Raw genomic sequence first — 25,374 nt, 5'->3', positions numbered from 1 at the left:
TTCGCTTTTACTACTGAAAAAAAGTATAGGAAGTGTCACCTTTGAATTGGAATCAATTATGGAAGAAAGATATGTCCCTTTTAATTATATTAATGGTCGTTGTTCCGATTGCTGGGGAGCTGAACTTTCATCCCTTTAATGATACGTTTCGAGTTAGCTTCGGTACACCGCTATTCTTCTTTTTATTATTATTTTTAAGAAGAGTACCAGCAGGAGTTGCAGGTATTCTTGTTGGTATATCTGTAGTCTTATTCCGAGTATGTCTTGACTGGATCATGCAAGGTTCATTTCATATGACAGAATCATTTTATTTGCGTTATCCTGTGTTCTTCTATTATTTTATTTATGGCAGTTTTTTTTCGCTTTGCAGGGTAAATAAGTTCCATCAGAAACCAATCATTATTGGATGCCTTGGGATTTCAATTGAAATTGTTGCAAGTATGTCAGAACTTGCGTTTTATCACATGTTAGTACTAGGTACAACAATAACGATTTCTGAAGTAAATAAACTCATCATTATTGCTATTTTTCGTAGTTTCTTTGCACTTGGTTTTTTAAATATGATGAATTTATATGAAACGAAATTAAAAGAATCGCAAGTTCGAAAAGAAAATGAAAATATGTTAATGCATCTTTCTAATTTATATGTGGAATCTGTTCATTTGAAAAAGACGTTACAAAATGCGGAGTTAATTACACAAGAAGCATATCAACTATATCGAAATTTACAAGTAAGCGCTGATTCAAGTAGTAAAACAGCATTGAAAATAGCGGGGGAAGTGCATGAAATAAAAAAGGATAATCAAAGGATATTTGCAGGATTATCTAAACTGTTATTAGATAAAAATGTGGCTGAATATGTAGAAGGACATGAGTTAGCAGAAATGATTGTTAGAATAAACGAGAAGTATGCTGAAATGCTAGAAAAGGATATACGTTTTTCTAAACATATAGAAGGTGAGCATGCTGCATACCACGTGTATACAGTTCTATCAATTTTTAATAACCTCGCTGCAAATGCAGTTGAAGCAATTGAAGATAAAGGTGTCATTATTATTAAGCTATATAAAAGAGAACAACATATATTTTTTGAAGTAATTGACGATGGACCTGGTATTGCACAAAAATATAAGAAATTAGTATTTAAGCCAGGATTTACTTCTAAGTATGATCAAACGGGAACACCGTCAACTGGTATTGGGCTTTCTTACATAAATGAAATGGTAACAGAGCTAGGCGGAGAAGTGAGATTAGAAGGCCGAGAAAATAAAAGAGGATGTAAGTTTATCGTTTGTTTACCAGAGGGTAGTTTAAAGCGGGAAGGGGAATAGATTTGTTTTATTATATCGTAGACGATGATGAAGTTTTCCGTTCGATGCTTTCGCAAATTATTGAAGATGGAGATCTTGGAGAAGTAATTGGTGAGGCGGATGACGGAGCTTTTATTGAGGCGGATCAACTAAATTTTAAAAAAGTAGATATTTTATTTATTGATTTGTTGATGCCGATGAGGGACGGAATTGAAACAGTTCGTCACATTGCGTCAACTTTCACGGGGAAAATCATTATGATTTCTCAAGTGGAATCGAAGCAGCTTATAGGTGAGGCATATACACTTGGTGTAGAATATTATATTACAAAACCATTAAATAAAATCGAAGTTGTATCTGTTGTACGCAAAGTGATGGAGCGTATTAGATTGGAGCGTTCTATACACGATATTCAAAAATCATTGAATAACGTGTTTCAGTGGGAAAAACCGCAATTGCGTACTGAACCAGTGCAAGAAGGAAAAAAGATAGGGGATTTAGGGCGCTTTTTACTATCAGAACTCGGTATTGCGGGAGAGAATGGAAGTAAAGATTTACTTAGTATGCTGGAATATTTATATGGTCAAGAAAAGGCACAGACATTTGAGTTTGGCTTTCCTGCGTTAAAAGAAATTTTCCATCATATTACGATAAGAAAATTAGGGGATTTAGCTTTAGAGGCGGATATTGATAAAGAGAAAAAAGCGTCTGAACAAAGAGTACGTCGAGCTATTTATCAGTCGTTAAATCATTTGGCTTCTTTAGGATTAACAGACTTTTCAAATCCAAAATTTGAAAGCTATGCTCCAAAATTTTTCGATTTTACCGTAGTTAGAAAACGGATGACAGAAATGACGAAAGATGAACTCGCATCTTCTGGTCATACGCGAATTAATACGAAGAAGTTTATTCAAGTATTGTATTTTGAGGCGAAGAGGTTGATGGAGATAGAGTGAAGAAGATGCTTATAAATAAGCATCTTCTTTTGTTAAATCAACATTTTATATTTTCTCGTGGAGCATGTAAAATGTTAAGTAAGAGAAAATGGTTTTATATTAAGGAAGTGTCAAAGCGATGAGTTTCACATTGAATAAATCGATTATTAAAGAAGTGTGCGGAGAGACCTCATATAAAAGAGGTGAAGCCTATTATAAATCAAATAAAGTGATAATAGATCAGTACGATGAAAATAAAGAAATTTGTGAGGCGACAGTAAAAGGGAACGAGGATTTCCATGTTACAGTAGCAAAAGCCAAAAAGGGTGATGTTGTTGCAAAATGTAGTTGTCCTTCATTAGCGTCTTTTCAAACGTACTGTCAACATGTTGCAGCAGTATTAATACAAATAAACTATAATCAACAAACAGGTGGAATGAGCTCCACTAGTAGCAGAAATGATCAATTGACAAGTGGTATGTTTCAGCTGTTTGCAGACAAACCACTGAGGCCAAAAAGTAAACAACACCGTTTTGATACACGTGAAATATTAGATATTGAGTTTATATGTACACCAGTAGCTACGAGAAGTGGTGGGGCTCTTCTTGGAATTCAATTGAAACTTGCCAAAGTGTATTTCATAAATCATATTAGAGAATTTCTTTCTAAGGTGGAGAAAAGGGAATCTTTTCATTGTTCAAATGAATTTACATATACACCAGATGTACATAGTTTTAAACAAGAAACGGATGCGATTATTCAGCAGCTCATTAAAATGTATCATAACGAAAAAATGTATGAAGATACGCTAGAAGTACATGCGAAACAAGATGAAAGTATGATATTTATACCACCAGCTTCATGGAAAGATATGCTCTCTTCACTTTCTAAAGTTGAATATGTACAGCTGAAACAAAATGAACAACTGTTTCAGGGATTACAAGTTTCAAAAGGGTTGTTGCCGTTACACTTTGAATTTACGAAGGGAAATAATGGCGGATTTACACTTCATATAGATGGTTTAAATCGTGTACAAGTTATGGATATGTATAACAATGCACTTTACGATGGGAAATTATATCACTTACACATTGAAGATTGTATGCGACTTATTGAATTACAAAAGATGATGAGTCGCTCAAATAGTAATCAGTTTTATATTCCAGAAAGTAAGATGGAACATTTCGTCGCGAAAGTTGTACCAGGATTAATGAAGCTCGGAACTGTACACATTGATGAAGTAATATCGGATCGTGTTGAAACACCTTCGCTAAAAGCGAAATTGTATTTAGACCGCGTGAAAAATCGCTTATTAGCAGGTCTTGAATTTCACTATGGGAACGTCATGATTAATCCGCTAGAAGAGGATGGACAGCCGTCTGTTTTTAATCGTGATGAGAAAAAGGAAAAAGAGATTTTAGACATTATGAGTGAAAGTGCTTTTGCAAAAACAGAAGGCGGTTACTTTATGCATAATGAAGAAGCTGAGTATAATTTTTTATATCACGTCGTGCCAACATTAAAAGGTTTAGTTGATATTTATGCGACTACAGCAATCAAATTGCGAATTAGTAAAGGGGATGCAGTTCCTCTTATTAGAGTGAGAAGAAAAGAAAGAATTGATTGGTTGTCATTTCGTTTTGATATAAAAGGAATACCAGAAGCAGAAATTAAAGGTGTATTAGCGGCCCTTGAAGAGAAACGTAAATATTATCGATTGGCGAATGGTTCGTTTTTATCGCTAGAGAGTAAAGAGTTTAATGAAATTAATCAGTTTATAAAAGAATCAGGTATTCGGAAAGAATTTTTACATGGAGAAGAGGTAAATGTTCCACTTATTCGGAGTGTAAAATGGATGAACGGACTTCATGAAGGCAATGTTTTAAGTTTAGATGATTCTGTTCAAGAGTTAGTAGAAAACATTCAAAACCCGAAAAAATTAAATTTTGCTGTGCCAAATACTTTAAATGCAGAAATGAGAAAGTATCAAGTATATGGGTTCGAATGGATGAAAACACTTGCTCATTACCGTTTTGGGGGTATTTTAGCAGATGATATGGGACTTGGAAAAACGTTGCAAAGCATTGCTTTTATAGATTCTGTTTTGCCTGAGATTCGAGAAAAGAAACTACCTATATTAGTCGTTTCACCATCATCTCTTGTTTATAATTGGTTTAGTGAATTGAAAAAATTCGCCCCGCATATTAGAGCAGTTATTGCAGATGGAAACCAAGCAGAGCGCCGGAAAATTTTGAAAGATATAACGGAATTTGATGTCGTAATTACGTCATATCCATTACTGAGAAGAGATATAAGATTGTATGCAAGACCATTTCATACACTATTCCTTGATGAAGCGCAGGCGTTTAAAAACCCTACAACGCAAACGGCAAGAGCTGTGAAAACAATTCAAGCTGAATACCGTTTTGGGCTAACGGGTACACCTGTAGAAAATTCATTAGAAGAGCTATGGTCTATCTTCCATGTCGTCTTCCCAGAATTATTACCAGGAAGAAAAGAGTTCGGTGATTTAAGGCGTGAAGATATAGCGAAGCGAGTGAAACCATTCGTATTAAGACGATTAAAAGGGGACGTATTAAATGAGTTGCCAGAGAAAATAGAGCACTTACAATCATCGGAGTTATTACCCGATCAAAAGAGTCTCTATGCTGCTTATTTAGCGAAGCTAAGGGAAGAAACGTTAAAGCATTTAGACAAAGATACGTTACGTAAAAATAAAATTAGAATTTTAGCTGGTTTAACGAGATTGCGACAAATTTGTTGTCATCCTGCTTTATTTGTTGATGATTACAAAGGAAGTTCAGCTAAATTTGAACAACTGTTAGAGATTTTAGAGGAATGTAGAAGTACAGGAAAGAGAATATTAATTTTTTCTCAATTTACGAAGATGCTTTCCATTATTGGTCGTGAGTTAAATCACCAAGCAATTCCATACTTTTATTTAGACGGGAGTACACCAGCGCAGGAACGTGTAGAGCTGTGCGATCGGTTTAACGAAGGAGAAGGGGATCTATTTCTCATTTCTTTAAAAGCTGGTGGTACCGGACTTAATTTAACTGGTGCAGATACAGTAATATTATACGATTTATGGTGGAATCCAGCTGTTGAACAACAAGCGGCCGATAGAGCGTATCGAATGGGGCAAAAAAATACAGTGCAAGTTATAAAGCTAGTAGCCCACGGAACAATTGAGGAGAAAATGCATGAACTGCAAGAAAGTAAGAAAAATTTAATTGCTGAAGTGATTGAGCCGGGAGAAGAAAAATTAGCATCCATCACGGAGGAAGAAATACGAGATATTTTAATGATTTAATATGAAAAAGCTATGCTTTCACATGTGAAAGCATAGCTTTTTGTTGTAATAATTATATTTTGTTTTGTGCAAAGTAAAGAAATCAAATGTTATTTAAATTACTTCTTTGTACCTTTACTTTTGTATGGCTTTGCAGCTGCCTTTTTCTTTGCACTTGATTGCCAACGGTTCCATCCTTTACTTCCTGTACCTTGTCCTACACCTTTTTTCGGTTTTGCCTTCGTTTTACTCATATGATCACTCCGTTATTTAAAAATCTTATTTGATAATAGTCAATGATTTAGAAAATACTCTTTATAAATGACTATGATTGCTTTAAGTAAAAATAAACTGCTTGAATGCTATAGTATATCATGAAATTGCAAGTAAACTGAAAGGAATTATAAAGAAAATGAAAATAATAAGAAATACTGCGGATTCTATATTCCGAACGATCACATTAATTATTGTTTATACGTTAGTTTCGGTCAGTGAAACATTTTTTGGATTGACGAGGCAGAAAAAGTAAAGATGTTAAATTAACAACAATCAATAAAGCCGTAAAATAAAGAATTGAAAAATATTTTAAAACTTTTTGTTGACTTTCTTTATTTTTTGTATAGAATAATCATTAATAAAATGTTTCAGAGATGTGACAACAAAACGACTATGAAAGGACGAGTAGTAGTAGGACGTAGTTTAAGCGAGTCAGGGGTGGTGTGAGCCTGATACGAAGCCTATTATGAAGAACCTCCTGGAGTTGCTAACCGAAATCCTTTATAGGAAAGTAGACTTAGCCGGGAACTTCGCCGTTACAAGAAGAACAGTATCGAGATATTTCATCTCCGTATTGTATAAGTGAGCAACCTCTGTTGCTAATTTGGGTGGTACCGCGGAACCAAAGCCTTTCGTCCCAGTTTTTTGGGAAAGAAGGGCTTTTTTTGTTGGCTTCTTTTCACAACATCCAAACATTTTAGGAGGAAACCACCATGTATCAATCATTAATGACAGTAAGAGAGACTCAAATTGCAATTAAGGAAGTTAAAACATTTTTCGAGGACCAATTAGCAAAACGCCTTGAACTATTCCGCGTATCTGCACCATTATTCGTAACGAAAAAATCAGGATTAAACGATCACCTAAACGGTGTAGAACGTCCAATTGAATTTGATATGTTACATTCAGGAGAAGAATTAGAAATTGTTCATTCACTAGCGAAATGGAAACGATTTGCATTACATGAATATGGATATGAAGCTGGTGAAGGTTTATATACAAACATGAACGCGATTCGTCGTGATGAAGAACTTGATGCAACGCATTCCATTTACGTTGACCAATGGGATTGGGAAAAAATCGTTCAAAAAGAATGGCGTACTGTCGATTACTTACAAAAAACAGTACAAACAATTTATGGAATATTCAAAGATTTAGAAGATCACTTATTTGAAAAATATCCGTTCCTTGGAAAGTATTTACCGGAAGAAATTGTTTTCGTTACTTCTCAAGAATTAGAAGATAAATATCCAGAATTAACACCGAAAGATCGTGAACATGCAATTGCGAAAGAACATGGTGCAGTCTTCATTATCGGAATTGGTGATGCACTTCGTTCAGGTGAAAAGCACGACGGACGCGCAGCTGATTATGACGATTGGAAATTAAACGGTGACATTTTATTCTGGCACCCAGTACTACAATCTTCATTTGAATTATCATCAATGGGAATTCGTGTTGATAGTAAATCACTTGATGAGCAGTTAACGAAAACTGGTGAAGACTTCAAACGTGAGTATGATTTCCATAAAGGTATACTAGAAGACGTACTACCATTAACAATCGGCGGTGGTATTGGACAATCAAGAATGTGCATGTACTTCTTACGTAAAGCTCATATCGGTGAAGTTCAATCTTCTGTATGGCCTGACGATTTACGTGCAGCTTGTAAAAAAGAAAACATTCATCTGTTTTAATAGAAGTGAGGGAATAGCTTAAATATAGAGCTATTCCCTCTTTTTTATAAAACATTACTTATTTATTACCGAGTTCTTCCGCTAAACCGATTAAAATTCCTTCGACTCCACGAATGTAGCAGAGACGATACGAGTTCTCATACTGAACTACTTCACCAACGAGATCTGCACCATGCTTAGTGAGTCTCGATACCATTTCGTCAATGTCTTCAACGGTGAACATGACGCGTAGATAACCGAGGGCGTTTACAGGAGCATTTCGGTGATCTGATATAGTAGGTGGGGTGAGAAATCGCGAAAGTTCAATTCGGCTGTGGCCATCTGGAGTGGCCATCATAGCGATCTCTACGCACTGAGAACCGAGTCCAGTTACGCGACCAGCCCATTCACCTTCGACATTGGCTCGACCTTCGAGATTCAAGCCAATCTCCTCAAAGAAAGAGATTGCGTTATCAAGGGATTCTACAACGATGCTGACATTGTCCATTCGTAGTAATTTGTTTTTTGCCATAGTCTTATCTCCTTATGTATAAAAGTCTATTATTTAATTATCCTCATAATTATACTACTAAGTAGTTACAAATTCCTTTCAGTCAAAAACACCTTGTCACAGTATAGGAAAATGTGACAAGGTGTTTTTTAATATGTCATATAGCATCGTGTTAACGAACAGCTTTTTATTTAATAGGAAGGTAATACATTAATATGATTTTTTTAGCATTACTAAATATATCAGATTAGCTCATTTGCACTAAAGGCTCAATTTTCGCCATAAATGATTGATGCAGCGCCTCAACGCCTGTTACTAAATGAAGGCGGTCAATAACGACAGACACTTTAATTTCTGATGTACTTACCATTTTAATATGAATATCTTCTTCTTTTAAAGTAGTGAACATATTTGCAGCGACACCTGGGTTAGATACCATGCCAGATCCTACGATTGATACTTTTGCTAAGTGATTTTCATGTTCTACAGATTCATAGTGAAGAGTTTCTTGATTTTGTTCCAAAACTTCTAAAGTTTCTCTTAAATCATTCGAATGAATGGAGAAGGAGAGGTGTACAGTTCCTTCATTTGTAATACTTTGAATGATGATATCTACATTAATGTGTGCTGCTGCTAATGTAGAGAAAACTGTTGAAAGCGAGCCTTGTTCTAATCCTTTAATTGTGACACGTGTAATGTTATCCTCAAATGCAATACCTTTAACGATTGATTGTTGTTCCATGTTACATTCTCCTTTTACAATTGTTCCGTTTTCTTGTTCCATACTTGAGCGAACTTCTAAAACTACATTATGATTTTTAGCAAACTCAACAGCGCGCGGGTGTAATACGCTAGCACCGAGATTAGCAAGCTCTAACATTTCGTCATAAGAAATTTCGTCTAATTTGTAAGCATCTTTTACAACTCGTGGGTCCGTCGTATATACACCTGTCACATCCGTATAAATATCACATTTTTTTGCTTTAAGTGCAGCAGCTAATGCGACAGCAGTCGTATCAGAGCCACCACGGCCAAGCGTTGTAATTTCATTTTCTACACTTATACCTTGGAAACCAGCTACGATAACAATCGTACCTTCAGCAAGATAAGATTGAATACGATCTGTATGAATGTCAGTAATCCGTGCACTACTATGTACAGATTCTGTCGTAATACCTGCTTGCCACCCTGTTAATGAAATTGCATGATAGCCTTTTGCTTGCAGTGCCATTGTTAATAATGAAATAGTTACTTGTTCTCCTGTAGATAGAAGCATATCCATTTCACGTTTACTTGGATTTTCTGTGATAGCGTTAGCGAGTGCGACAAGTTCATCTGTGCTTTTTCCCATTGCTGAAACGACAGAGACAATGCTATGACCTCGTTCATATTCTTCAATAATTAAATTTGCTACATGTTGAATGCGTTCGACGCTTCCGACAGAAGTGCCACCAAATTTTTGAACAATTGTTTCCATTACAAATTCCTTCTTTCGTCTATTTTTAAGAATAGATTAGGAAATATATAAATCCCAATACTCCTGTAGTTACCAGAAAGACAAACAAAAAACACCATCTCAAATAAGTGAGGATGGTGCTGTTACAGGAAAAGGGAAACAGAAAACGGAGCTAATAAAAAAACCGCCAAAAAAGGAATATCATAAAAAAATGATATCTCTTTTTTGTAGATAGCTCTTCATACGTACACGTCTGTACATATGACAGTTCTGTTTCTATTCGAAAACAGCCCCAATTGATAAATGCAGAGAAATTTATCAATTTCGGCAATACTTCCTTTCATCTAAGTTCATAGACATCTCTGTGTCTCCATTAGAATACTCATAAGTATCGCAACCTCTATCTCACGTTTTAGGCGAGAGTGTTTGATTTATGAAGTTGTTGGTAACATTTGTTTTATAATAATTTAAATTTTTCGTGGAATCAAGTGTTTTATATATATTTTAAAAATTCTTTCTTTTTTTGAGGAAGTTTGTGAAAAATGTAGCAAAATAAATTCATTGCATGTACATTAAACTTATAGTGCATAGGAGGTGGGGAGAATGAAAAGGAAACAGCCTATTTATGTTGCGACAAAAATGAACACGACGATGGAAAAATTATGGGAATATACGCAAGAACCAGATATACATACAGAGTGGGATGCTCGCTTTACTGAAATTTCGTATTTAGAGAAAAAAGAAGGAGAACCACAGAAATTTTTGTATAAAACAAAGATTGGATTTGGGCTTGAAATAGTTGGAGAAGGGGAATCAATAGGTGAAATAAGAAAAGAAACTGGTGAAAGAATTTCTTCTTTAAAATTTTGGACGGATAATACATTATCTCTTATTCAAATAGGACGTGGTTATTGGAAGTATACGCCCAATAAAGAATACATCCATTTTGAGACACAATATGATTATGATACAAGATTTGGTCGTATAGGAAATGTGATAGATTCCTATATTTTTCGTCCGTTATTAGGTTGGGCGACTGCTTGGAGTTTTGATGCCTTAAAATTATGGTTAGAAAAGGGGCTTCATCCTAGGTTACTAATTAGAAGAACAATGACGTATTGGCTCGTATGTTCTTTATTTGCTTTTGTATGGATATATCAAGGGATAGTGCCAAAACTACTGTTTACTCATTCAGAAGAAGTAAAGATGCTTTCTTTATTAATCGGTTCAAATGAAAGTAGTGTATGTATACTTAAAATAATTGGGGGGTTAGAAATAATTTTCGGTGTCGTATGGCTGTTGCCACTAACAAAACGAAAATTATTTATACTGCATATTATTGTATTACTAGTTTTAACGTTAGCGGCAGGATTTACGAATATCGCAAGCTTTACAGGACCGTTTAATCCGATTACATTAAATGTTCTTTTAATGGGGTTATCAATTGTCGGTTATATAAATAGCTTCGATTTGCCAAGTGCAAAAAATTGCAAGAGGACGAGAAAGGGATAATGTATGGCTAATATTTACGAAAGACTATTAGGGGATTCTTATAAAAAACTTCATCCGAAATTACAGAAACGTTATGAGATTACAGAAGAAAATAGCTTTACTGGAGAAGGAAAGATGGATGAAATTTACGGTGGTTCTTTTTTCGTAAAATTCATATTAAAAATTGCATCGAAGTTTCGAATATTTTTCTCTGAGAGAGGTAAGGGAGTGCCATTTACAATACATAATACCGCTGAGCGTGATGAACATGGACATGAACTTGTGCGGTGGAATCGTACTTTTTATTTTCATAATAAGAAAAGATATTTTAATGCGGTAATGAAACTTGATGAAAATGAAATTGTAGATTATTTTGGCGAACCACATTTACTCGTTTCTACACTGCATTTTCATATCGATGAGTTAGGGGCAATGCATATTTCTTCAAAGAAACAATGGTTTTATATGTTTGGAAGAAAAATGCCGTTACCAAAATTTTTGTATGGTGAGGCAAAAATTGTTGAAAGTTATGATGAAACACTTCAGTGTTTTCGAATTCATGTACAAGTACGAAACCCGTTAATTGGTTCACTTTTTTCATATAAGGGAACATTTGTGGAAAGGGAATAAACGATATGAAAAATATAATATTTGGGCTTGCTTGCTATGTTGTTTTTCTAATATGTGAGTGGTCGAATATAAATCCTGTTGAAGCAATTATATTATTATCTGTTTTATTATTTATACCAATGTCATTTTGTATTATTGATAAAAGAAAAAGAGATGGATCGCAATTATTATTTTATAAATCCGTATCATTTTTATATCCAATCGCAGCAATTTGTGCAATGCTAGCTTTCGTCACAAATCAATATGTATTTGCGCTAGTTTGGTTTGTATATACAGGAATTGTTGCGTTATTTGGTGTAAGTAGATTGCTAGAAAGAGGATGGAAGCCGTTAGAAGAGATCGCCATAGATAGTGCGTTTATTTATTTGTTTTTAGGTGGTTTTTGGTTTTCTGCTTCAGTAGCAAAACTTTCAATTATGCATTTTAGCTCTGACATTGTTTTACTCACAGCTGCACATTTTCATTACTCGGCGTTTCTATTGCCATTATCAGCTGGTTTAATAGGGAGAAAAAGAGAAAAGAGAAGTGAAGTGTATGATGTTATTATGTTTATCATCATGATTTCACCTATGACAGTTGCAATAGGAATTACATACTCAAGAATATTTGAATTTTTTGCAGTGTTCCTATATTTATGTGCGATTTATGGGTATGGATTTTACGTTTGGAGAGCAAAATTTAATGCTATCAGTGCAAAGATTCTTCTAATCGTTTCGTCTAGTACACTCATGGTTACAATTATGTTCTCACTTATATATTCATACGGGAATTTGAAGCATGTCTTGACGATTACCATTGCTCAAATGGTTTGGATTCACGGTGTTGTCAACGGAATTGGAGTAGCGTTACCGGCATTTGTCGGCTGGGTGATCGAAAAGAGTGTTCCGAATTATAAATACTATGGGAAACCAATGAGTAAGTTAAGAGGAAATATGGCAATTGGTGAGGCTTATTTATATAGCAGCAATTTAGTAGACAGTAAGGAATACAACGGTTTAGTTGATAAAGTAAATGACTTTCATAGTGAGGCATTTGATGTGACGAAGGTTCCTTTAAGTATGATTCATTTTTATGAAAATACAGTAGAGTATGAATTGCAATCGAATATTAAATGGGCTCGTTGGTTCCGTCCGTTCGCACTTTGCTATGAGAAAATGAGTAAGCGTGTAGAACAAATACATTTAGGAATGGGCGGCAATTGGGAAACGATGCATGGCTCTATCATTAGTGTCATAGATGAGAAAGATGGAAGAGAGAATGTAAGGGCTTGGCTAAGAAAAAATGAAGCAGGTAAATCTATTTTTGTAGCTCTTTATTCAAAGCATACAAATAAGAATGAGACATATATGAATATCGCCTTACCTTTACCTTATTCGAATATGACTGGTATTTTGAAACTATATAATGATAGTCATGATTTAATTATTACTAGTAAGTTAAGAGAAAATGGTCAGGGAGATGAGGGGATTTATTTACATACTCGGTTCTTGACAATCCGTTTACCGTTAGCAGAGACTTTTATTATAAAAGAGCGCACGGATCACATACTAGAAGCTAATCATAGAATGTGGATATTTGGAGTTAAGTTTTTAGAAATTGATTATAAGATTAAGAAAGTACAGGAGAAGTAAGAAAAGCTTGGAGAGATTCCAAGCTTTTTTACGTATGTGTAATTGTTATAGCAACTTGTTTATCTAGCTCATTATCCCAAACACGTTGAATTTCAAAGGTGCCTTTTTCAAAAAATAATGGGAATCTTTCTTTAAACCAATCTTGCATAGGAAGCTTTAGTGCTGTATCGATTGGTATCCATAATAATTTGCCCTCAGGTGGGTTTAAAAGAAGTTCACCTTCAAATGAGTCTGTCCAGTAGTTAAATACCATGTACCGAACATTCCCTTTCGGATTTACATATTCATCTAATCCCTTAAAATTTAAATCCGAAACAAGTAATCCGGTTTCTTCTTTTACTTCCCTTATAGCGGCTTGAACGATACTTTCGGGAAAATCTACTTTGCCGCCAGGAGCTATGTAGCCAGGGAAACCTCGATGATTGGGTCGTTTTACGAGTAAAACTTCATTGTTGCGCTGGATCATACACATTGTATAGATTTGGTGTTCGATGTTATGTGAATTTGGAGGCATAATGATGCATTCTCCTTTATATTTTTTTGATAATTTTACCATAACATAATGGTTTCTTATATAATTGGAAATATAATATTATGAATTTTCAGTCGTATATTATGTATTCTATAGTCATTTGAAAAGAGGAGAGAGACATGCAAGGGGAAATACAAAAGGAGAAAAGTTTAAGTTATATTGGAAAATTATTATTACCAGTTAAAGTATCAACGCACTTTAAGTTTTTATGGATTGGACAATTACTCTCGGCCTTAGGTAGTTCGATAACTATGGTCATACTTCCAGTTGTTTTGTATTCATTAACTGGCTCAACAGTTGTAATGGGGATGACGATGGCAATGTACATGCTACCTAATATTCTTGCTTTACCGTTTGCAGGTTTAGTTGTAGACCGAATTGATCGGGTTAAATTAATGTTATTTACGGATATAATCCGCTGTATATTAATGCTATTACTTGCATCGCTTATATTTATGGATTTATTAACAATTACGATTTTATATATTCTCGTTGCCATATACGGACTTATGGAAGGGATATTCCAACCAGCATATTCTGCTGTAAGGGCGAAAGTATTCGTTCCTGAAATTCGTAATGCAGCTAACGCACTCACTCAAATGAGTAATCAAGGTATACGATTGATTGGGCCAGCACTTGGTGGGTTAATCGTATCGGTTGCATCTGCAGGGATAGGTTTCGGACTAGATGCAGCAACGTACTTATTATCATTTTTATGTTTATTATTTTTAAAAGAAATTAAGTTTAAAAAAGTAAAACCCATTGAAAAGAGTAAGCTTACTTACAAACAAGAGTTTATGGAAGGTGTTTTAGTTTTAAAAAGTCATCCGTGGCTGTGGATTACAATTTTAGTTTTTTCTTTTATAAATATTTGTTATGCCGGCATTATCGTCGTATTAATTCCATGGTTATTTAATGTTCATCATCATTTTGAAGCTTACGTGTATGGGCTTGGCATGGCCTTTTCTGGTGGTGGGGCTATAATTGCCGCAGTAATATTTGGTGGGAAAGAGCGGTGGCATAAGAGAGGATTACTGGCTTATGGAGGTGTTTTAATGAGTGGCATTGCTTTATTAATTATGCCATTCATTTCTTGGGCACCCGCTTTAATATTCTTAATGGCAATTGAAGGATTTGGCATGATGATATTTGGACTCATTTGGGAAACGAGTTTACAGGAGCTTGTACCAGAAGAAGCATTCGGAAGAGTGGCAAGCCTTGATATGTTGGGTTCTTTTGCTTTATTGCCATTAGGGTATGTAGTTGTAGGCTGGTTAGCTACTGTCATAGGTGGCGAAATAACTATTATAACACTAGCTAGTTTAGTAATTTTAACAATTGGAATAGCATTGTCTGTACCGAGTATTCGTCGATTTAATTGATTATATGGGAAAAGAGGGCTAGACCTATATAGAAAATAACTTAGCATATAATCAACTAGTATTAATAAAACACCTTTGTAATGAAAAACTGTCCGTACATATTTGGCACAACAAAATTAGAAATCACAAAAGAAGTGACGGAAGCGATACAAGCAGGTTTCAAAAAAGAAGACTAAGCCCTAAAGAAATTAGGACTTAGTCTTCATTAAATACAAATGTTTGTTTCATTTTTTTACCTTCATTTACCGGATGGCCATTGTAAGAGAAATTCTTTTCTTCCCAAGTGATTACAACTTTAAAATTATGACTATTAAAGTCTAATGGGAATACCATGTAGTCAAAGCTTGTATGACTTTTAGAAATATTTTCATTAGGTGTAGTAGGTTTAAAGGTAGCTTTAGAGGTAGGGTTGTTATCAAGTATTTCCACAGATACGTTTGATACATCATGACCGATGTTTTTTACGAGTAAACTATACGTATCAAATACACCTTGCTTTGGCTGGATTGCTTGCTTGTTTGAGTTATGAGATTTATCAATTTCGACATACCATTGTTTAGACTTTGACGCAATCGGTAGTGACTGAAATGTGTAAGCACTAGCTTGTATTGGTAGTGCTAAGCATAAAAGTGTAAAGAGAGTTAATATTTTTCGTTTCATTTTTTTAGAGCTCCCATTCTTTAATGGATTTACTTGTTATTATCTTCTTTTTACGAGTAAATATACCATATAATGTAAAGTGGCTATAAGAGTAGTGAATCAATATCTTATTCAATACTCTTATAGCCGGCATAATTACGTATGTAGTAAAAAAGAATAAATTTGTTTTTCTATACTTAGATTGCTGCCCTTTTTAAAAGGACTATTTTTACGTTTTAATAAAAAGAATATACTAAGAGTTCAGTATAAATTATTTATTTTAATGTAGTTAAATGTGCTTATATATGTGAAATTAGAGAAGGAAGCTGTGTAGAGATGTTTCTACACAGTTTTTTTAGGATATGAAAAAATTACCAAAAATATGTTAAAATAACATTGTCATACAACAAGGGGGATTTGTTTTATGGAAAATGGACATCTTGCTAAAGTAGACTTAACGAAAAAAATTGAATCAAAATCTAAGTACAATAAGAAATTAGAAAAATATCAAAGGCGCTTATTAGCATTACAGCAAATTTTGAAAGAAGAAAAAATCGCGGTTATGCTTGTTATGGAAGGATGGGATGCGGCTGGTAAAGGTGGGGCAATTAAGCGGGTGACGGAACATCTTGACCCGCGTGGGTTCCAAGTAAATCCAATTGGAGCGCCTGCACCTCATGAGAAACGTTACCATTATTTGCAACGTTTCTGGCGCAAAATTCCACAGTACGGGCAAATCACCATTTTTGATCGCTCATGGTACGGTCGTGTGTTAGTTGAGCGTGTTGAAGGATTTGCTACAAAGGAAGAGTGGATGAGAGCATATGATGAGATTAATGATTTTGAAAAACTACTAACAGATGACCATTACATAATAGGGAAGTTCTTCTACCATATAAGTAAAGAGGAACAGTTAAAGAGATTCAAAGATAGAGAGAAAAATCCTTTGAAAAGATGGAAAATTACAGACGAAGATTGGCGTAATCGTGAAAAATGGGATGAGTATGTTGAAGCAATGGAAGACATGTTTGAAAAAACAAGTAAGCCAAATGCAAAGTGGCATATTATTGAAAGTAACGATAAATTGTATGCTCGTGTGAAAACGTTAAAAATTATTATTTCATTCATTGAGGATTATTTCTTAGAACATGGTATAGAATTGCCTTCTTATTATTATGAAATGAAAGAGGATATTGAAGTTTTGCAAGGTGTAGGTGTTAAAGAGTAAATAAGAAAATGGCCCTGTGAATTGGTGAAACCAAATTATGGGGCTTTTTTATTTAGAAACATTTTACAATTAACAGAATAAGGTATATAATCAATAATCATATTAACAATGTTAATATGATTATTGATTATATACTATGTGGGGGTTTTACTTTGAAGGGAAGAGATGTTGTTTTAGGTTTATTAATGGAAAAGGAATTGTCTGGTTACGATATTAAAATTGTGTTTGAAGACGTATTTACTCATTTTTTTGATGGAAGTTTTGGAATGATTTATCCAACGTTACGACAATTGGAGAATGAAGGGAAAATAAAAAAAGAGGTTGTCATGCAAGAGGGGAAGCCAAATAAGAAAATGTACTTTATTACGGATGAAGGACGTGAAGAGTTTTATCAATACATGCAGACGCCTATAGAGAAGGATGTTTTACGTTCGGATTTTTTAATGAGAATGTATTTTGGCAACTATAGTGATGATGTAACAATAAAAAAATGGATTAAAGATGAAATTGAAAGAAAAGAAGCGTACATTGCAGATCTTCGATTGAAATATGAAAAGTGGAGAGTAGGTATTACTTTCGTCGAAGAAATTTCACTAGATGTAGGTATTGCATCGTATAGTGCACAAGTGGAGACTTTGAAGAAAAAATTAGAAGAGTTTGAGGCGAAAGAAAACAATAAAACAGAAGAATGAAAAACGCATTCACAATAAATAAAGGGGTATATAAAGATGGAGCAATCAAAGGGTATTAAGATTGTCTTTTTAATGTGTCTAGGTATCTTTCTTTGTATGATTGATACGACAATTATGAATATAGCTTTACCGGCAATACAATCGAGTGTAAATACTTCATTAGAAAAGATGTCTTGGGTATTAAATGTTTATACAATGACGATTGCAGTACTTGCCATTCCGTTAGGGCGGATAGCTGATATCTTTGGAAAAGCAAAGATGTATATTCTTGGTCTGGTGATTTTTGGGGGTGGATCGGTACTTTGCGCTTTTGCTAATACAGGTGATTTTCTTATTTTTTCTCGTTTTATACAAAGTATTGGGGCAGCAATTTTATTTCCAACAAGTATGGTAATTGGTGTATCAGCTATGCCGTTAGCTAAAAGGCATGTTGCACTTGCAATTTTAGGAGTAACACAAGGATTGTCAGCTGCTATGGGGCCAGTAATAGGTGGAATTATTACGCAAAATTTAGGATGGAGATGGGTGTTCTTCGTTAATGTTCCGGTTTGTATAATAGGAATCGTGTTATGTTGCATCATGCTACAAATAAAAAATGAAGAACGTATTATCTCAAAAATAGATTGGATAGGACTACTATTAAGTAGCACAGCAATTTTTTCATTTACTCTCATATTAGTAAAAGGTAATACATGGGGATGGCAAAGTAATATTGCTTTGTCTTGTTATGCAATTAGCACTATTTCTCTTATTCTATTTATTTTAGTAGAACGAAAGATTCATAACCCAATGGTGAATTTAAAGTTATTTCAAGATCGAATGTTTGTCGGAGCGTCAATCGTTGTTATATTGAGTAATTTATTTTTAATTGGAGTTACTGTATTGCTTCCAACGTTCTTGACGAAACTACAAGGTCGAACGGAAATTGAAGCGGCTTTTTTAGTGACACCTATTTCAGCGATGATATTTTTTGTCTCACCAGTTGCAGCAACTTTAATTAAAAAACTCGGAAAAGTAACTATTATTTTGTCAGGATTTCTTGTTATGGGGCTTTCCTACTATTGGTTGCAAATGATTGATGTTCATTCAACAAATATAGAAATTATTATTCCATGTATGATATTAGGTGTCGGATATGGCTTAGTAGTGGGGCCAATTACAGTTTTAAGTGCGTCTTCGTTTGAAGGAGAATTATTAACTGCTTCTCAAAGTGTTGTATCAATGTTACGACAGGTTGGAATTGTATTGGCGGTCGCAATATTTGTCTCTAACTTAACTCATAATTTAACTATAAATAAAGAAAAAGTATATCATTATGCAGAAGAAAAGGTGCGGAATATTCATGTGAATAGTACTGAGCAAACTGAAATTTTACAAATGACTAAAGAAAAAATAGAGAATCAAAGTTTAGAGTCGAATATAAATAAGAAACAAAATGCAATGACAATGGGATTAAGTAAAGAGAAAAAGGAAGAATTGATTCGCGACAAGACGGATGAAATATTAAGAAAAGTTCCAGTAGAATATAGGGATGTAAAAAGAGAAGAAGTTATGAGGCAAGTAACAAAAGAAGTTGAAAAACAAGAGGAAAGTATAAAGAAAGAGGTACTCACATTTTCGAATGATGTGAATCATTATGCCAAGAATCAGATGGCAATGAGTTTTACAGATTTATATAAAGCAAGTGTGCCAATTATTTTAATTTGTGCTTTCGTAAGTTTGTTGTTTTGGGAAGGAAGAGCTTTGAGTAAAAAGAGAAGGGGAAGGATAGTAGAAGAAGTGTAAAGGGAAACAGGCTGCTATTAGCCTGTTTTTTCATTGTTTTCTCCTTGCATATTGTGAATAGTAGTATTTTTAATATAGCATGGGATAAGTCGAGTATGATTAGAAAGTTTTTTAGAATGAAAGGGATGAATGGAAAATGCCATTGAATATGTAACGTTATACATAGTACATTAACAAGAGGGATTAATTTTAAAAGGAGGATGGGGAATTGTTAGATAAGGCAGGGGCTTTAATAGATAATCATGTGTACACAGAAGAAGAGCAACAAAAACTATACAAACGAACGTTAATAATCGTCAGCATTTCACAAATGTTTGGCGGTGCAGGACTAGCTGCTGGTATTACAGTGGGAGCACTTCTTGCGCAGCAAATGCTTGGAACAGATGCATTTGCAGGATTACCAACTGCTATGTTTACATTGGGATCAGCATTAGCAGCTTTCATAGTAGGGAAGCTTTCGCAACGATATGGACGCCGGATAGGTCTTGCAACAGGGTTTATAGTAGGTGGATTTGGAGCAATTGGTGTTGTAATGGCAGCTTTAACGAATAGCATTATTCTTTTACTTATTTCTTTACTCATATATGGTGCCGGTACAGCCACGAATCTACAAGCTCGTTATGCAGGTACAGATTTAGCAGATAAGAAGCAGAGAGCAACGGCTGTTAGTATTACGATGGTAATGACGACTTTCGGTGCAGTTGCAGGACCAAATTTAGTAGGAGTAATGGGTAGTTTTGCGCATTCAATTGGAGTTCCTAAACTTGCAGGTCCGTTCATACTATCGGCAGCAGCATTTATACTGGCGGGTCTAGTTCTTTTTGTTATGCTTCGTCCAGATCCGTTAATTATTGCTAACATAATAGAAAGATATAAACAGGAACATACATATAAAGGGCAACCAATAACAGAAGAAGTGAAAGAAAATAAACGAGGTATTACAGTTGGAGCAATCGTAATGATACTTACGCAAATCGTGATGGTTGCGATTATGACGATGACGCCAGTTCATATGGGACACCACGGTCACGGTTTAAGTGCAGTAGGACTTGTGATAGGTTTTCATGTAGGTGCAATGTATCTTCCATCTCTCGTTACAGGAATGTTAATTGATAAAATTGGCCGAACTACAATGAGCATAGCTGGTGGAGTGATTTTACTTGCAGCGGGTGTCATAGCTGCGATAGCGCCAAGTGATTCTTTATTACTATTAATCGTTGCTCTGTCTTTACTTGGGCTAGGATGGAACCTCGGATTGATTAGTGGTACAGCACAAATCGTTGATTCCACAACACCGTCTACACGTGCTAAAACACAAGGGAAAATAGATGTTTTTATTGCGCTAGCTGGAGCTTCTGGTGGAGCGATGTCAGGTATGGTAGTAGCGAATTCAAGTTATGCGGCATTGTCATTGGCTGGAGGCGTGTTAGCGTTATTACTTATTCCTGTTGTGATATGGTCTCGAAAAGGGGCAAGAAATTAAATGAAAAAGAGGTTCTAGTTACTGACTAGAGCCTCTTTTTATACACTTAAATTAAATTCCACTCTACAATAAGCCCTAAATGTGTAAGACCACCACCGAATCCGTATAGTAAAAGTGTGTCTCCATTATTTAACTTTCCTTCTTTTATAGCTAAATCTAGAGCGAGTGGAATGGTGACTGAAGAGGTATTCCCCATATATTCCACGCTCGTTAATGTTTTTTGTATTGGAATTTGAGATTTTTCGCAAATAGATTCAATCATTCGTAAGTTAGCGCTGTGGGGTATGAACCAGTCTATATCATCCCCTTGCATATTTGCGTTATGTAATAAATTTTTTATGCCTTTTGGCACTGTTCGTGTTGCCCATTTATATACTTCTCTTCCATTTTGAACGATTTTTTCATTTGTTTGCAGTGGTGTGCCATTCATAGTAGTAGATAAGTTTGTTCTATATAGATGAATGCCGCCATCACCGTTTGTTCCCATGTGAGCAGCGATAAAGCTTGGGGTGTCTTCATCTCTTTCTAATAAAATAGCTCCAGCACCATCACCGAATAAAATACAGGTCGTTCTATCGGTATAATCAGTAACTTTAGATAATGTCTCTGTCGCTACGACAAGTATTTTTTCATGTGATCCAGAAGTGATTAAGCTATTACCGACGTGTAGTCCATATGTAAAACCAGCACAAGTTGCATTTAAATCAAAAGCTAGTGTATGAGGTATGTTGAAGTATTGTTGTATTTGGCAAGCAACACTAGGGAAAACGTAATCAGCAGTAGTAGTAGCGACAATGATACAGTCGACATCTTCTAAGTTTTTCTTATATGTTGTACATAAATTTTTAATTGCTTTAATGGCTAAGTTTGAGGAATATTCTTCTTCGCTAGCGATTCTTCTTTCCTTCATTCCTGTTCTTTGTACAATCCATTCATCATTCGTATGGACCATCTTTTCTAAATCGTTATTAGACAATATTTGATCTGGAACATAAGTACCAATTGCAGTAATACGAGATTTAGAATGCATAGGAACATCTCCTAATTTTTATTTTTATAACCTGATACTAATATTAGGTTATAAAAATGTCAATATAGATTTTTGTTGTATTAAAACGATAATACTTAACTTACTATGAAGGAATTTGGCGAGTGCTGTAAAAATAATATACGAGAAGTTTCTAAAATTGATAATTGCTTTTGTTATTTTTATTGTGAGAAAAACTCGCAAAAAATGACGATTAAAGTAAAAAAATAACGATTTTCTTTAGTGTGATATAGGTTGTTAAACCTTGTGAAAGCGAATTACTTATGCTACACTTTATGTAACTTAAAATGAACGGAGGGGCTTCCTTTGATCTTAATCAGATTACGTCTCAATACTTTGTGCCAATAATTGAATAGCGCTCAAAGGCTCTGTCTGTGTACAGAGTGAACGGGATTGGTCTGCCTATTTTAAAGGAACCCTTTATTAAGCTTATATGTGAAAAAGAGGGAGGGACGAATACGCCCTCTTTTTGTTTTGCCTTTATAAATAGAATGGGATTGTATAGGTGAACGCTTATTGTGTATACGTATACGATCTTGGGACTTTTTGACTATAAAATAGGATGAAAGCATAGCTTTCTTCTATTTCTTTGGTGAACCCTTATCCGTTTACGAAAACACAGGCAGCGACCTGTGTTTTTTATTTTACGTAATCGAAATGGAGGAATAAATATATGGAAGAAGTATTACAAAGAGCAGTTTTAGTTGGAGTAAATGTAGGTAATGAAGATGATTTTGCATATTCGATGGAAGAGTTAACAAATCTTGCGGAAGCTTGTGATGTAGAGGTAATTGGGCAAGTAACGCAAAATTTACAACGAGTAAATCCATCGCATTATATCGGAAAAGGAAAGATTGAAGAAGTAGCAGCGTATGTACAAGAAATAGATGCGAATATGGTCATCTTTAATGATGAATTATCTCCTTCACAAATTCGAAATTTAGAAGAGGATTTAGATTGTAAGGTGATTGATCGTACCATTTTAATTTTAGATATTTTTGCGCAACGTGCGAAAACGAAAGAAGCACAGCTGCAAGTAGAAGTAGCACACCTTCAGTACATGATGCCTCGTTTAATTGGTCTTCGTGAATCGTTAGGGAGACAGAGCGGCGGCGTTGGTACGAAAAATAAAGGTGTCGGTGAGAAGAAGTTAGAGTTAGACCGTCGTAAAATTGAAGAACAAATTTCAGTTTTGAATAAAGATTTAGAAGCGCTCGTTGCCCAGCGTCAAACGCAGCGAAAGCAACGTAAGAAAAATGAAATACCTGTTGTAGCATTAGTAGGTTATACGAATGCAGGAAAGTCAACGACGATGAATGCAATGCTTGAAATTTATAATGGTACAGAAGAAAAACAAGTATTTGAAAAAGATATGTTATTTGCGACGTTAGAAACATCTGTACGAAATATTGATTTGCCAGATAATAAATCATTTTTATTAACAGATACAGTTGGATTTGTAAGTAAATTACCACATCATCTTGTGAAGGCGTTCCGTTCAACGTTAGAAGAAGTAGCGGAAGCAGATTTACTTATTCACGTCGTAGATTACGCAAATCCAAATTATGAACAATTAATTGATATTACAAATGAAACGTTAAAGAAAATTGGAGTAGAAAATATTCCAACGATCTATGCTTATAACAAATCAGATATGGTGGATGTTGAAATTCCGAAAGTACAAGAAGACCGCGTGTATTTATCTGCGAAGAAACATGTTGGAATTGAAGAGCTTGTAGAAATGATTCGTTCCCATATTTATAAAGAATATACGAAATGTGAAATGTTAATTCCGTATGATCACGGACAGGTAGTTGCGTATTTCAATAATCATGCGCACGTTTTATCAACGAGTTATGAAAATGAAGGTACGAAACTAGAAGTGGAATGTAAGACGAGCGATTATGAGAAGTATAAGCGTTTTGCAATTTAATGTAAGAGGCAACCCAGTTTGTGATTGGGTTGCCTTTTTCTATAATGTTTTACTGCTGAAAGTTACAAGGATGCAAGTCAATGATGGGAGTTAAGTTATATTTCTGGAAAAAGAAATGAAAGCAGTATAGAATAGAAATGTTTCAAAAGTCAGAATTTATTACACCTACTGTAATAAATATATATTTTGTACAGAAAGGAGCGATTCACATATGCAGGCAGTTTCACAAAAAAACACAGTAGAAACACCGACAATATATCGAATATTATTTGCGATTAGTTTCGGACATTTTTTAAATGATTCGATGCAAGCAGTTGTGCCGGCGTTGTTTCCTATTTTGGAAAAAACGATGAATTTATCCTATATGCAAGTAGGGTGGATTGCGTTTGCGTTAAATATGACGTCATCGATTATGCAACCGGTGTTTGGTATGTATTCAGATAAGAAGCCGTCACCATTTTTATTACCACTCGGTATGTTTTCAAGTATGCTTGGAATGATTGGACTCGCGTTTGCACCAAACTTTATTATTGTTATTATTTCTGTTTTATTTATTGGCTTAGGTTCCGCAGTCTTTCATCCAGAAGGCGCTCGTGTTGCCTATATGGCGGCAGGTGCAAAACGAGGGTTAGCGCAAGCGATTTATCAAGTTGGGGGAAACACGGGGAATTCTTTAGCTCCTATTTTTACAGCGCTAATTTTCGTTCCACTCGGTCAAATTGGTTCATTAGGTTTTACAGCATTTGCAGCAGTAGGAATTGCATTATTAATTTTCGTATCGAATTGGTACAAAAATGAATTAGCAACCGGCGCTGTAAGAAGGAAGAAGAGAGCTGCGCTTGAGGCGGAAAATGCAATTGTAAGTACACACATTAAATTTGTTATTATACTTCTTGTTTTTCTTACTTTTGTGCGCTCTTGGTACGGTGCCGGTATCGGGAATTTCTATCAATTTTACTTAATTGAGCATTATGGTTTATCTATAAAAAATGCCCAGTATTTCGTATTCGCATTTATGATTGCTGGTGTGTTAGGCACTTTCTTCGGGGGACCGTTAGCAGATCGATTTGGTAAGAAAAACATCATCGTATTTTCAATGTTAGGTTCAGCGCCACTTGCGCTGTTATTACCACATGTCTCACTTGTGTGGGTCGTACCTTTATTTTTATGTATCGGTTTTATTAGTTCAAGTAGTTTTAGTGTAATTGTTGTATACGCGCAAGAGCTTGTTCCGGGAAAAGTAGGGATGGTATCAGGTCTAATTGTAGGTCTTGCGTTCGGCCTTGGTGCTCTAGGTGCTGTAGTACTAGGAAAGTTAGCTGATATATATAGCCTTCAGTTCATTATGATATTATGTAGTTGTTTACCGTTAATTGGACTTACTTCATGGTTATTACCAAGTGATAAGAAAACGATAGAATAG

General features: G+C 34.9%; 20 protein-coding genes, 1 riboswitch and 1 other annotated feature. Of the genes, 14 read left to right on the top strand and 6 right to left on the bottom strand.

The window, feature by feature from the left end:
* The first annotated feature begins 32 nt into the window (after positions 1 to 32).
* The 3 genes from AB6801_RS03185 (at position 33) to AB6801_RS03175 (ending at position 5,579) form a co-directional block, all read left to right on the top strand.
* A complete protein-coding gene (locus AB6801_RS03185) occupies positions 33 to 1,331 on the top strand; it encodes a sensor histidine kinase (protein ID WP_097998996.1) in 1,299 nt (432 codons plus the stop codon).
* A gap of 2 nt (positions 1,332 to 1,333) precedes the next feature.
* A complete protein-coding gene (locus tag AB6801_RS03180) occupies positions 1,334 to 2,266 on the top strand; it encodes a response regulator (protein ID WP_000500302.1) in 933 nt (310 codons plus the stop codon).
* A 118-nt stretch (positions 2,267 to 2,384) separates the two neighbouring features.
* The gene (locus tag AB6801_RS03175; RefSeq protein WP_097998997.1) at positions 2,385 to 5,579 is read left to right on the top strand and encodes a DEAD/DEAH box helicase; all 3,195 of its coding nucleotides are present in this window, start codon (positions 2,385 to 2,387) and stop codon (positions 5,577 to 5,579) included.
* A gap of 98 nt (positions 5,580 to 5,677) precedes the next feature.
* Here AB6801_RS03175 and AB6801_RS03170 read toward each other — a convergent pair whose 3' ends face one another.
* Entirely contained in the window at positions 5,678 to 5,812 is a 135-nt protein-coding gene (locus AB6801_RS03170) for a DUF3934 domain-containing protein (protein ID WP_000047588.1), read from the bottom strand.
* A gap of 406 nt (positions 5,813 to 6,218) precedes the next feature.
* Positions 6,219 to 6,477: a binding site (T-box leader), on the top strand.
* Between the two features lie 70 nt (positions 6,478 to 6,547).
* Between AB6801_RS03170 and asnA the strand changes: the two genes are divergently transcribed.
* Positions 6,548 to 7,531 carry an aspartate--ammonia ligase gene (asnA, locus tag AB6801_RS03165; RefSeq protein ID WP_000284914.1) on the top strand — a complete coding sequence of 328 codons (984 nt, stop codon included), beginning with the start codon at positions 6,548 to 6,550 and terminating at the stop codon, positions 7,529 to 7,531.
* 58 nt (positions 7,532 to 7,589) lie between these two features.
* Here asnA and AB6801_RS03160 read toward each other — a convergent pair whose 3' ends face one another.
* Entirely contained in the window at positions 7,590 to 8,042 is a 453-nt protein-coding gene (locus AB6801_RS03160; RefSeq protein ID WP_097998998.1) for a VOC family protein, read from the bottom strand.
* Between the two features lie 226 nt (positions 8,043 to 8,268).
* A complete protein-coding gene (locus tag AB6801_RS03155) occupies positions 8,269 to 9,498 on the bottom strand; it encodes an aspartate kinase (RefSeq protein WP_097998999.1) in 1,230 nt (409 codons plus the stop codon).
* A 203-nt stretch (positions 9,499 to 9,701) separates the two neighbouring features.
* Positions 9,702 to 9,888: riboswitch (Lysine riboswitch) on the bottom strand.
* Positions 9,889 to 10,080: 192 nt separating this feature from the next.
* Between AB6801_RS03155 and AB6801_RS03150 the strand changes: the two genes are divergently transcribed.
* The 3 genes from AB6801_RS03150 to AB6801_RS03140 are packed head-to-tail and all read left to right on the top strand — an operon-like array spanning position 10,081 to position 13,229.
* Complete coding sequence (locus AB6801_RS03150; RefSeq protein WP_000823949.1) at positions 10,081 to 10,989, top strand: DoxX-like family protein; 909 nt, start codon at positions 10,081 to 10,083, stop codon at positions 10,987 to 10,989.
* A 3-nt stretch (positions 10,990 to 10,992) separates the two neighbouring features.
* Positions 10,993 to 11,598, top strand: a complete 606-nt coding sequence (locus tag AB6801_RS03145) for a DUF4166 domain-containing protein (RefSeq protein WP_087968088.1) — start codon at positions 10,993 to 10,995, stop codon at positions 11,596 to 11,598.
* Between the two features lie 5 nt (positions 11,599 to 11,603).
* A complete protein-coding gene (locus AB6801_RS03140) occupies positions 11,604 to 13,229 on the top strand; it encodes a YndJ family protein (protein WP_097999000.1) in 1,626 nt (541 codons plus the stop codon).
* A gap of 28 nt (positions 13,230 to 13,257) precedes the next feature.
* On the opposite strand, the gene AB6801_RS03135 is transcribed toward AB6801_RS03140, so the two are convergent.
* Positions 13,258 to 13,743 carry an 8-oxo-dGTP diphosphatase gene (locus AB6801_RS03135; protein WP_001134949.1) on the bottom strand — a complete coding sequence of 162 codons (486 nt, stop codon included), beginning with the start codon at positions 13,741 to 13,743 and terminating at the stop codon, positions 13,258 to 13,260.
* 137 nt (positions 13,744 to 13,880) lie between these two features.
* Between AB6801_RS03135 and AB6801_RS03130 the strand changes: the two genes are divergently transcribed.
* Entirely contained in the window at positions 13,881 to 15,143 is a 1,263-nt protein-coding gene (locus AB6801_RS03130; RefSeq protein WP_097813833.1) for an MFS transporter, read from the top strand.
* Positions 15,144 to 15,338: 195 nt separating this feature from the next.
* Here the strand turns inward: AB6801_RS03130 and AB6801_RS03125 are convergent, their stop codons facing one another.
* Positions 15,339 to 15,803 carry a hypothetical protein gene (locus tag AB6801_RS03125; protein WP_000823343.1) on the bottom strand — a complete coding sequence of 155 codons (465 nt, stop codon included), beginning with the start codon at positions 15,801 to 15,803 and terminating at the stop codon, positions 15,339 to 15,341.
* A 403-nt stretch (positions 15,804 to 16,206) separates the two neighbouring features.
* Here AB6801_RS03125 and AB6801_RS03120 point away from each other — a divergent pair, with 403 nt between their 5' ends.
* The 4 genes from AB6801_RS03120 to AB6801_RS03105 all read left to right on the top strand — a co-directional run bounded on the left by AB6801_RS03120 (position 16,207) and on the right by AB6801_RS03105 (position 20,970).
* Positions 16,207 to 17,010 carry a polyphosphate kinase 2 family protein gene (locus AB6801_RS03120; protein WP_000427320.1) on the top strand — a complete coding sequence of 268 codons (804 nt, stop codon included), beginning with the start codon at positions 16,207 to 16,209 and terminating at the stop codon, positions 17,008 to 17,010.
* Positions 17,011 to 17,162: 152 nt separating this feature from the next.
* On the top strand, positions 17,163 to 17,702 hold the full coding sequence (locus AB6801_RS03115) for a PadR family transcriptional regulator (RefSeq protein WP_097999001.1): 540 nt from the start codon (positions 17,163 to 17,165) through the stop codon (positions 17,700 to 17,702).
* Positions 17,703 to 17,738: 36 nt separating this feature from the next.
* The gene (locus AB6801_RS03110; RefSeq protein ID WP_000438113.1) at positions 17,739 to 19,487 is read left to right on the top strand and encodes an MDR family MFS transporter; all 1,749 of its coding nucleotides are present in this window, start codon (positions 17,739 to 17,741) and stop codon (positions 19,485 to 19,487) included.
* A gap of 208 nt (positions 19,488 to 19,695) precedes the next feature.
* Positions 19,696 to 20,970 (top strand): MFS transporter, encoded by a 1,275-nt coding sequence (locus AB6801_RS03105; protein WP_000884517.1) that lies wholly within the window; start codon positions 19,696 to 19,698, stop codon positions 20,968 to 20,970.
* Positions 20,971 to 21,016: 46 nt separating this feature from the next.
* On the opposite strand, the gene AB6801_RS03100 is transcribed toward AB6801_RS03105, so the two are convergent.
* The gene (locus AB6801_RS03100) at positions 21,017 to 22,000 is read right to left on the bottom strand and encodes a ketoacyl-ACP synthase III (protein WP_000555756.1); all 984 of its coding nucleotides are present in this window, start codon (positions 21,998 to 22,000) and stop codon (positions 21,017 to 21,019) included.
* Between the two features lie 691 nt (positions 22,001 to 22,691).
* Between AB6801_RS03100 and hflX the strand changes: the two genes are divergently transcribed.
* Together hflX and AB6801_RS03090 are read left to right on the top strand one after the other, a co-directional pair.
* Positions 22,692 to 23,951, top strand: a complete 1,260-nt coding sequence (gene hflX, locus AB6801_RS03095) for a GTPase HflX (protein WP_065704389.1) — start codon at positions 22,692 to 22,694, stop codon at positions 23,949 to 23,951.
* Between the two features lie 211 nt (positions 23,952 to 24,162).
* Positions 24,163 to 25,374, top strand: coding sequence for an MFS transporter (locus AB6801_RS03090; protein WP_001149411.1), 1,212 nt, complete (start codon positions 24,163 to 24,165; stop codon positions 25,372 to 25,374).

Source organism: Bacillus sp. RCC_6_1 (assembly GCF_041360755.1).
In the GTDB taxonomy this organism is placed as follows: domain Bacteria; phylum Bacillota; class Bacilli; order Bacillales; family Bacillaceae_G; genus Bacillus_A; species Bacillus_A cereus.
This window is presented reverse-complemented; position numbering and strand designations above follow the sequence as displayed.